General features: G+C 62.9%; 10 protein-coding genes and 1 tRNA gene. 2 read left to right on the plus strand and 9 right to left on the minus strand.

The window, feature by feature from the left end:
- Positions 1-4: 4 nt before the first annotated feature.
- The 5 genes from rplB to AC1DOQ_RS05350 all read right to left on the minus strand — a co-directional run bounded on the left by rplB (position 5) and on the right by AC1DOQ_RS05350 (position 2,771).
- Positions 5-835, minus strand: a complete 831-nt coding sequence (rplB, locus tag AC1DOQ_RS05330; RefSeq protein WP_442124864.1) for a 50S ribosomal protein L2 — start codon at positions 833-835, stop codon at positions 5-7.
- A complete protein-coding gene (rplW, locus tag AC1DOQ_RS05335; protein ID WP_442124865.1) occupies positions 835-1,152 on the minus strand; it encodes a 50S ribosomal protein L23 in 318 nt (105 codons plus the stop codon). Before rplW ends, rplB begins: the two co-directional genes overlap by 1 nt.
- Positions 1,149-1,769, minus strand: a complete 621-nt coding sequence (gene rplD / locus AC1DOQ_RS05340) for a 50S ribosomal protein L4 (protein WP_477360951.1) — start codon at positions 1,767-1,769, stop codon at positions 1,149-1,151. Before rplD ends, rplW begins: the two co-directional genes overlap by 4 nt.
- Before the next feature lie 3 nt (positions 1,770-1,772).
- A complete protein-coding gene (gene rplC, locus AC1DOQ_RS05345) occupies positions 1,773-2,429 on the minus strand; it encodes a 50S ribosomal protein L3 (protein WP_477360953.1) in 657 nt (218 codons plus the stop codon).
- A gap of 265 nt (positions 2,430-2,694) precedes the next feature.
- Positions 2,695-2,771, minus strand: a tRNA-Val gene (locus AC1DOQ_RS05350).
- A gap of 62 nt (positions 2,772-2,833) precedes the next feature.
- Between AC1DOQ_RS05350 and AC1DOQ_RS05355 the strand changes: the two genes are divergently transcribed.
- Together AC1DOQ_RS05355 and AC1DOQ_RS05360 are read left to right on the plus strand one after the other, a co-directional pair.
- Positions 2,834-3,037, plus strand: a complete 204-nt coding sequence (locus AC1DOQ_RS05355; protein WP_477360955.1) for a hypothetical protein — start codon at positions 2,834-2,836, stop codon at positions 3,035-3,037.
- A 163-nt stretch (positions 3,038-3,200) separates the two neighbouring features.
- Positions 3,201-4,331 carry a mechanosensitive ion channel family protein gene (locus AC1DOQ_RS05360; RefSeq protein WP_477360957.1) on the plus strand — a complete coding sequence of 377 codons (1,131 nt, stop codon included), beginning with the start codon at positions 3,201-3,203 and terminating at the stop codon, positions 4,329-4,331.
- Here the strand turns inward: AC1DOQ_RS05360 and AC1DOQ_RS05365 are convergent.
- From AC1DOQ_RS05365 to AC1DOQ_RS05380, 4 genes are all read right to left on the minus strand, one after another.
- Complete coding sequence (locus tag AC1DOQ_RS05365) at positions 4,326-5,318, minus strand: LacI family DNA-binding transcriptional regulator (protein WP_477360959.1); 993 nt, start codon at positions 5,316-5,318, stop codon at positions 4,326-4,328. The two genes, AC1DOQ_RS05360 and AC1DOQ_RS05365, sit on opposite strands and share 6 nt — an antisense overlap.
- Before the next feature lie 209 nt (positions 5,319-5,527).
- A complete protein-coding gene (locus tag AC1DOQ_RS05370; protein WP_477360960.1) occupies positions 5,528-6,100 on the minus strand; it encodes a GNAT family N-acetyltransferase in 573 nt (190 codons plus the stop codon).
- A 90-nt stretch (positions 6,101-6,190) separates the two neighbouring features.
- Positions 6,191-6,502 carry a 30S ribosomal protein S10 gene (rpsJ, locus tag AC1DOQ_RS05375; RefSeq protein WP_047826129.1) on the minus strand — a complete coding sequence of 104 codons (312 nt, stop codon included), beginning with the start codon at positions 6,500-6,502 and terminating at the stop codon, positions 6,191-6,193.
- Between the two features lie 193 nt (positions 6,503-6,695).
- Positions 6,696-6,956 (minus strand): EF-Tu C-terminal domain-related protein (locus tag AC1DOQ_RS05380; protein WP_477360962.1); only part of this gene is annotated, 261 nt, incomplete at its 5' end.

Below are 6,956 nucleotides of genomic sequence, written 5' to 3' on the forward strand. Positions count from 1 at the left end.
TCCCTTATTTCTTGCCGCGGCGCGAGACGATCATCGACGAAGTGCGCTTGTTCGAACGCGTCTTCTTGCCCTTGGTCTGCTGGCCCCATGGCGACACCGGATGACGACCGGCAGCCGTACGACCTTCACCACCACCGTGCGGGTGGTCGATCGGGTTCATGACGACACCGCGGACGGTCGGGCGGACACCGCGCCAACGCATCGCACCGGCTTTACCGATCTTGCGCAGGCTGTGCTCGGCGTTGCCGACTTCACCCACGGTGGCGCGGCACTCGATGTGCACGCGGCGCACTTCACCCGAGCGCAGGCGAACCTGGGCGTAGGTGCCTTCACGGGCCATCAGCACGACAGCGGCGCCGGCGGTGCGGGCCATCTGTGCGCCTTTACCCGGCAGCATTTCGACGCAGTGCATCACGGTACCAACCGGGATGTTGCGGATCGGCAGGCAGTTACCGGCCTTGATCGGGGCTTCCGCGCCGTTCATCAGCGTGTCGCCGACAGCAACGCCCTTCGGGGCGATGATGTAGGCACGTGCGCCGTCGGCGTAGCACAGCAGGGCGATGTGGGCGGTACGGTTCGGGTCGTATTCGATACGCTCGACCTTTGCCGGGATGCCATCCTTGCTGTTGCGCTTGAAGTCCACGACACGGTAGTGGTGCTTGTGACCACCGCCGATGTGACGGGTCGTGATGTGACCGTTGTTGTTACGGCCAGCGGTCTTCGATTTCTTCTCAACCAGGGCTGCGAACGGACGACCTTTGTACAGGTCGCTGTTCACAACCTTCACCATGCCGCGGCGGCCTGGGGAGGTTGGCTTCATCTTAACGAGTGCCATTATTTAGCCTCCTCGACAAAATTGATTTCCTGACCCGGCTTCAGGGCCACGAAAGCACGCTTGGTGTGGTTGCGGCGACCGATGAAACGGCCCGAGCGCTTCTGCTTGCCTTCGCGGTTCACGGTCTGCACCGATTCCACTTCGACTTTGAACAGCAGCTCGACGGCAGCCTTGATTTCCGGCTTGGTTGCGTCCGGCAGAACCTTGAACACGATCTGTTCGTTCTTTTCAGCGACGAAGGTCGCCTTTTCGGAAATGACCGGAGCCAGCAGCACCTTCATCAGGCGCTCTTCGCTGAATTTGATTGCGGCGCTCATGCGTACATCTCCTCGATCTTGGCCAGAGCAGCTTTGGTGACCAGGACTTTCTTGTAGAACACCAGCGACATCGGGTCAGCGTGCTTCGGCTCGACAACCAGCACGTTCGGCAGGTTGCGCGATGCCAGCAGCAGGTTTTCGTCGATGGTGTCGGTGATCACCAGGACCGATTCCAGACCCATGCCCTGCAGCTTTTGCGACAGCAGCTTGGTCTTCGGAGCTTCGATGGTCAGGTTCTCGACGACGTTCAGACGCTCTTCGCGGGCCAGTTGCGACAGGATCGAGCACATACCGGCGCGATACATCTTCTTGTTGACCTTGTGCGAGAAGTTCTCGTCCGGCGAGTTCGGGAAGATACGACCACCACCACGCCACAGCGGCGAGGACGACATACCGGCACGAGCGCGGCCCGTACCTTTTTGACGCCACGGCTTCTTGGTGGTGTGGCTGACTTCTTCACGATCCTTCTGCTTGCGGTTGCCCGAGCGCGCGTTGGCGGCGTAGGCGACCACGATCTGGTGGATCAGTGCTTCGTTGTAATCGCGACCGAAGACTTCGTCGGTGGCGTTCACGTTCGAGCCGGCTTGGCCTTGCTCATTCAGGAGCTTCAGTTCCATCGTTTAAGCTCCCTTCTTTGCTTTGACTTTGACAGCCGGCTTGACAACGACTTGGCCGTTCTTGGCGCCAGGAACGGCACCCTTCACCAGCAGCAGTTGACGATCGGCGTCGATACGGGCGATTTCCAGGTTCTGGGTGGTGACAGTGACATCACCCATGTGACCGGTCATGCGCTTACCCGGGAACACGCGACCCGGATCCTGTGCCATACCGATGGAACCCGGCACGTTGTGCGAACGCGAGTTACCGTGGGTAGCACGACCCGAGGAGAAGTTGTAACGCTTGATGGTACCGGCGTAGCCCTTACCGATCGAGGTGCCTTGCACGTCGATTTTCTGGCCCACTTCGAACATCGAGACATTGACGGCGTCGCCAGCTTTGAAATCAGCGGCTTGAGCGGCGTCGATGCGGAATTCCTTCAGCAGCGTACCGGCTTCGACACCAGCTTTGGCGTAGTGACCCGCACTGGCCTTGTTCACGCGCGAGGCGCGACGTTGACCGAATACGACCTGAACAGCGGAGTAACCGTCAGTTTCAGGAGTTTTTACTTGCGCAACACGGTTGTTCGACACGTCCAGCACGGTGACGGGAATCGAATCGCCGTCGTCCGTGAAGATGCGCATCATGCCAACCTTGCGACCGAGGAGGCCCAGGCTCATTTTTTCTCCATTCCCACCTACGATTGGGCGGGGCTAATTGAACTACAAAAACGTATGAGCAAAAAAAGACTAGCCCATACCGAAGCCGGCTAGTATAGCGCGCGCGTCGAGTAGGCGCAACAGGAGAATGCGAGGAGTAACGCGCTCTGTTGCGTTTTACGCTTTTGTCATGGAGAAGAAAGGAATCCGTTCTTGTCGAACGGCACAGAAAAGGCTTGCTTCACCTTTTCTCTGCAGGCTCGGGGCCTGCGATATGGAGGAATTCTGGTGGGCGGTGCAGGATTCGAACCTGCGACCCCTTGGATGTCGACCAAGTATTCTAACCAGCTGAACTAACCGCCCGGGGAGGCCGCATTATAAGGTGGTCTTTTGGAAAAGCGCAATACCCATCCGTGAAAACTTTTATGCGGACGACATGCCCTGACCGTGACACGGGCTGTCGATGCCGGTTCAGCAAGCTGGTCCTCGCCACCGACCTCGACGGCACGCTGCTGGCCGGATCGGGCGAAGCCCGGCGCCAGGTGCGCGAGCTGTTCAGCGGCAGCCTGGCGGGTGCGACCCTGGTATTCGTGACCGGTGTGCCGCGCCATTACAATGGGAGAGGATGAGGCCGCGTATCGCACGGAACGCATGGCGGCCATCGTTGCCGAGCACGACGTGGCGCGCTGGGGCGAAGATTTCCTGGCCGCCGTCGAGCGCGCCGTCCGCGAGGGCGGCACCCTCGCGCAGGCGGCGTGAGCAAGCCCGTAAACGATCTGGAAAGGATGTTGAATGGAAGTGATGTTCCTGAATAACTCGGTACTGACCTGGCTGACGGCGCTCGGCGTCGCCATCGGGGTGGCGCTGGCCCTGCAGCTGACGAAGACCGTGGTGGTGCACCGGCTGGGCATCATCGCGGCGCGTACCGATACCAAGCTCGACGATATTGCCGTGGCCGCGCTGCAGGCGACCAGGACGCTGGCGATCCTGATCATGGGCCTGTATGCGGGCAGCACGGTGCTGCTGCTGCCGGCATCGGTGGACCAGTTCGCCACGCGCTTCGCTATCGTGGTCGGCCTGATTCAGGCGGCGATCTGGGGCAATACCGCCCTGCGCGCCTGGCTGGCAGAGTACTACGGCAACAGCAACGCCGACCCGGCGCGCGCTACCTCCGCCGCGGCGGTCGGCTTCATCGCCCGCATGGTGCTGTGGATCGTGATCCTCCTGATGATCCTGGATAACCTCGGCGTGAACATCACAACCCTGGTGGCCTCGCTGGGCATCGGCGGTATCGCGGTGGCCCTCGCGGTGCAGAACATCCTCGGCGACCTGTTCGCCTCGCTCTCCATCGTGCTCGACAAGCCCTTCGTGATCGGCGACTTCGTCATCGTCGACAAATACCTGGGCACGATCGAGCACGTGGGCCTGAAGACGACCAGGATCCGCAGCCTGGGCGGCGAGCAGCTGGTGTTCTCGAATGCCGACCTGCTCAAGAGCCGGCTGCAGAACATGACGCGGATGAGCCGGCGCCGGGTGGTGTTCGGCGTCAGCGTCACCTTCGACACGCCGACCGCCAAGCTGCGCGAGATTCCGCCGCTGCTGACCGAGCTGGTCAAGGCGCGCGAGCCGGTCACCTTCGACCGCGCCCACTTCAGCGGGATCGGACCGTCCTCGTATAACTTCGAGGTCGTGTACTGGGTCGAGGTGCCGGATTACGTGCGTTTCATGGACATCCAGCAAGAGATCTACCTGCAACTGCTGGACCGCTTCGAGGAGATGGGCGTCGAACTGGCCCGTCCGGCGCAGACCCTGCACGTGCACGATGCGCGGGATGTCGCCGCGCAGGAGAAAGAGGGACTGGTGGCGGTCGAACGCGGTCCGGCGCCGCTGCCGCCGGCAGCGGGCCGAGGTCCCGTGTCATAGAGGGGCGGTAGAGGCGCGCACCACCAGCGCGCTGTCGAGGGCAATTCTGCGCAGCGCGTCGCCACCGCCGCGGATGCGCTCGATCAGCCGGGCGACCGCCAGCCGCGCCATCTCGCGCTTGGGCGGCGCGATGGTGGTCAGCGGCGGCGAGGCGTAGCAGGCCGCGCAGATGTCGTCGTAGCCCACTACCGACAGCTCGGCCGGCACCCGCACGCCGGCACTGCTGGCGGCGCACAGCCCGCCGATCGCCATCAGGTCGCTGGTCACGAACACCGCCGTCGGCCGCCTCGGCCGTGCCAGCAGGCTGGCGAAGGCGGCAAGACCGCCGGCGCTGTTGAATTCGCCGCGGATGATATCGTCGTCCGGCACCACGATGCCCGCCTCGTCCATGGCGCGCAGGAAACCGCCAACCCGTTCGCGGCTGCGCGGCAGGTCGGCCGGCCCCGACACGCAGGCAATGGCGCGGTGGCCGAGCTCGATCAGGTGGCGCGTGGCCCGGTAGGCGCCCTCTTCCTGCCCGGCCAGCACGAGGTCGGTATCCAGCCCCGGCAGGGCGCGGTCGAGCTGGATGATGGGCACGTATTCATGGCTGCGCAACAGCAGCTCGTGCTCTTCGTCGGCGCCGCTCGCCACCAGCACCAGGCCGTCGATGCGCTTTTCCATCAGCAGGCGCAGGTAGGCGGTCTGCTTCTGCGCGCCGCCGTGGGCGTTGCAGAGAATGATGTGGTAGCCGAGCTCGAAAGCGGCGTCCTCGATCCAGCGGATCAACTCGGCAAAATAGGGATTCGAACTGTTCGGCACCAGCACGCCGATGGTGTTGGTCTTGTCGTTCTTGAGACTGCGGGCGACGGCGCTGGGCACGTAGCGCATCTCGTCGATGATATCCAGCACCCGCTTGCGCACATCGTCGCTGACGGGGCGCGTATTGTTGATCACATGCGACACCGTCGAGATCGAGACCCCGGCGCGCTCCGCTACCTGCTTCATTGTCGCCATCGCGTTCCCCCTGAGGCGCGATTATCGCCGATGTGTTTCAACAATTACAACGCATATCAGTGCACGGCGAGCGTCTGGACCGGGTCTTGCGGCTTGTCTAGGTACAAAAAGATACTGAACAGTTCGCCACGCTCGATGCCGTGGCGGCGCAGCCAGGCCTCGAGGGGCTTCGGCCAAGCGCTCGCAGGCGGCGATGGCGATCAGCGGGCGCCGCCTTGCGCCTTCCAGTCCTCGCGACGCATGCGGTACAGGCAGTGCGGGCGCAGGCGATGGCCCGGCGCGACGTTCGGATGCTCGAAGATCTCACCGTCGTGGCGCATGCCGATGCGCCGCATGACGGCCTGCGAGCGCAGATTCGGCAGGGCCGTGAAGGAGACGATTTCGTCCAGGCCGAGTAGCTCGAAGCCGTGAGCGAGGACGGCGCTCGCCGCTTCCGAGGCATAGCCTTTTCCCCAGTGCGAGGAGGCCAGGCGCCAGCCGATCTCGACGCAGGGTCCGAAGGGCAGCTGCACCACCGGCACGCGCAGGCCGGTAAAGCCGGCGAAACACCCCTCTCCTTCACGCAGCTCGAGCGCCCAGAAGCTCCAGCCGCGCTCCGCGATCTCGGCGCGCAGGCGCTCGGCGAAGGCATCGCTGGCGCTGCGGTCGAGCGGGGCCGGGAAATGCTCCATGACGCGCGGGTCGGCGTTCATGGCGGCGAAGTGCGGGTAATCGCTGTCGCGCCACTGGCGCAGGCGCAGGCGGGGCGTATCGATGACGACGGATTCGTTCATGGGGCCTCCGGAAAAGAAAACGGGGCCGGCCCACCGAAGTGATGCCAGCCCCGTCTTCACCGGCAGACGAATCCGCCGGGTGACACGTGATTATTGCAGCTTGATTTCGACGTCGACGCCAGCCGGCAGGTCCAGCTTCATCAGTGCGTCAACGGTCTTGTCGGTCGGGTCCACGATGTCCATCAGACGCTGGTGCGTACGGATTTCGAACTGGTCGCGCGAGGTCTTGTTCACGTGCGGGGAACGCAGCACGTCGAAACGCTGGATGCGGGTCGGCAGCGGGACCGGGCCCTTGACGACGGCGCCGGTGCGCTTGGCGGTGTCGACGATTTCCAGAGCGGACTGGTCGATCAGTTTGTAGTCAAACGCTTTCAGGCGGATGCGGATTTTCTGATTGGACATGCTAATTCCTTTAAAAGAACGTTCCGGCTTTGCGCCGGCAATGTGTAAAAGGTGCTTCGGGTAATTCGGTGCTGCTCAAGAGGCGGGAGTATATCACCGTTCTCACTTAAACAGATGGGGACAGACCGAAAAGTCTGTCCCCATCCGTTGTGCCGGCGGGACAGTGCCCTCCGGCGAATCACGCTAAGCGAAATTAGGCGATGATTTTCGCCACGACGCCGGCGCCGACGGTACGGCCGCCTTCGCGGATTGCGAAGCGCAGACCTTCTTCCATCGCGATCGGGGCGATCAGCTTGACGGTGATCGACACGTTATCGCCCGGCATCACCATTTCTTTGTCGGCCGGCAGAACGATCGAGCCGGTCACGTCGGTGGTGCGGAAGTAGAACTGCGGACGGTAGTTGTTGAAGAACGGGGTGTGACGACCACCTTCGTCCTTCGACAGCACGTACAC

The sequence above is a fragment of the Massilia sp. 01N417 genome, assembly GCF_056399645.1.

What these genes read in the sequence shown, in the direction of transcription:
- rplB (WP_442124864.1), bottom strand. Translation starts at nt 835, where the DNA reads ATGGCACTCGTTAAGATGAAGCCAACCTCCCCAGGCCGCCGCGGCATG.
- rplW (WP_442124865.1), bottom strand. Translation starts at nt 1,152, where the DNA reads ATGAGCGCCGCAATCAAATTCAGCGAAGAGCGCCTGATGAAGGTGCTG.
- rplD (WP_477360951.1), bottom strand. Translation starts at nt 1,769, where the DNA reads ATGGAACTGAAGCTCCTGAATGAGCAAGGCCAAGCCGGCTCGAACGTG.
- rplC (WP_477360953.1), bottom strand. Translation starts at nt 2,429, where the DNA reads ATGAGCCTGGGCCTCCTCGGTCGCAAGGTTGGCATGATGCGCATCTTC.
- AC1DOQ_RS05355 (WP_477360955.1), top strand. Translation starts at nt 2,834, where the DNA reads ATGCGGACGACATGCCCTGACCGTGACACGGGCTGTCGATGCCGGTTC.
- AC1DOQ_RS05360 (WP_477360957.1), top strand. Translation starts at nt 3,201, where the DNA reads ATGGAAGTGATGTTCCTGAATAACTCGGTACTGACCTGGCTGACGGCG.
- AC1DOQ_RS05365 (WP_477360959.1), bottom strand. Translation starts at nt 5,318, where the DNA reads ATGAAGCAGGTAGCGGAGCGCGCCGGGGTCTCGATCTCGACGGTGTCG.
- AC1DOQ_RS05370 (WP_477360960.1), bottom strand. Translation starts at nt 6,100, where the DNA reads ATGAACGAATCCGTCGTCATCGATACGCCCCGCCTGCGCCTGCGCCAG.
- rpsJ (WP_047826129.1), bottom strand. Translation starts at nt 6,502, where the DNA reads ATGTCCAATCAGAAAATCCGCATCCGCCTGAAAGCGTTTGACTACAAA.